Here is a 1,530-nt window from a genome sequence, read left to right as displayed (position 1 = left end):
CGGCGCGGGGGAAAGCTTCGGCGCCGACGCAGGCGGTTCAGTGGATCGCTACGGCGCGGCGGGAAGCTACGGCGCAGAAGCGGGCGGTTCGGTGGATCGGTTCGGCGCGGCGGCGGACGGCGGCGGATCGGTGGATGGATTCGGCGCGGCATCCGGCTTCGGCGGCGCGGAGGCTGAAGGCGGCGGACCGGTGGATGGAGACGGGCGGGCGGACTACGGGCCCGTGGACACGTTCGACACGGACCGCACGATCGACGCGGGTGTTGCGGCGGGCGGGGGCGGGCTGGGCGGACCGGGGCCGGTGGGCGGGTTCGAGGACGGCCGGACGGTGTCCGGCGCGGCGGCGGAGGATGGGGGCGCGCGGGCGGCGGACTTCGGCGAGTTCAGCGGGGCCGGCGAGGCGCGGGATGGGCGGACGGACGGAGACGAGCGGGACGGGGCGGGGGATCAGCCCGATGCATCCCAGGACCATACGAGGAATCCACGAGAGGGCGAAGCGGCATGAGAACCGGCCTTTACCAGGGGACCACGCTCAAGCAGGAGATGAAGATCAATCCACGCCTGTACCAGGCGATGGATCTGCTCTACATGCCCCTGCTCGACCTGCAGCAGCACCTCAAGCAGGAGCTGCTCAACAACCCTTTCCTGGACCTCGTGGAGCCCGACGCCGAGGAAGAGGCCAAGGAGCAGGAGAAGGACAAGGAAAAGGAGGGCGACGACGAGATCGATTGGGAGGAAATCCTCCTGAACGGCTTTGAGACCGGCGGCCGCCGCGAAGAGTACGAGGAGCGGGAGTACTACGAGCCCGTCTCGGTCGATACGAAAGATCTGGGCGACCACCTGCACGACCAGCTGACCCTTCTTCGCCTGAGCGAGCGCGAGCTGCTGCTGGGCGAGGAGATCATCGGCAACGTCAGTGACGAAGGCTACCTGGTCTGCGACCTGGACGAGACGGTCGTAAACCTGAACAACTTCATCTCCGACGCCGGCGAGTTCGAGGGCCTTGAGCCGTACGGGCTCCCCGAGGCGGAGCAGATGCTGCGCGTCATCCAGGGCTTTGACCCGCCGGGGATTGCCGCGCGCGACCTGCGCGAGTGCATCCTGCTGCAGCTGCGCGACAACGTGGTCAGCGAGATCATCCAGGAAACGGGCGAGAGCGATCCCGACGTGGCCGAGATCGAGCGGCGGCTGGCGGGAAGCCTGGCGTTCCGCATCGTCCGCGACTACTTCGACCAGCTGATCAACCACCGCTGGAGCGAGATCAGCAAGGAGCTCAGCATCACCCCGCGCGACGTGCAGGACGCCGCGGACGAGGTGGCCAAGCTGGACCCCAAGCCCGGCCTCAAGTACGGCAGCGGCGGGGACAACTACATCATCCCCGACCTGATCGTGGAAAAGATCGAGGGCGAGTACCTGGTGTTCCTGAACGACACCAGCCTGCCGCGCCTCAAGCTGTCGCGCGCCTACCGCGACATCGCCAAGGACAAGAAGAAGTTCGTGGGCGAGAACAAGGAGTTCATCAGCAACAAG

General features: G+C 67.2%; 2 pseudogenes. Both read left to right on the top strand.

Annotated features, from left to right (window positions below):
• A pseudogene (locus ACOJUJ_RS27915) lies at positions 1–505 on the top strand (hypothetical protein); the annotation flags it as partial.
• Positions 502–1,530: pseudogene (locus tag ACOJUJ_RS27910) on the top strand (hypothetical protein); the annotation flags it as partial. The pseudogenes ACOJUJ_RS27915 and ACOJUJ_RS27910, both read left to right, overlap by 4 nt.

Source organism: Longimicrobium sp. (genome assembly GCF_048594345.1).
Lineage (GTDB): Bacteria > Gemmatimonadota > Gemmatimonadetes > Longimicrobiales > Longimicrobiaceae > Longimicrobium.
Note: the sequence above shows the minus strand (reverse complement) of the source record. Positions and strands in the feature narration are given on the sequence as shown.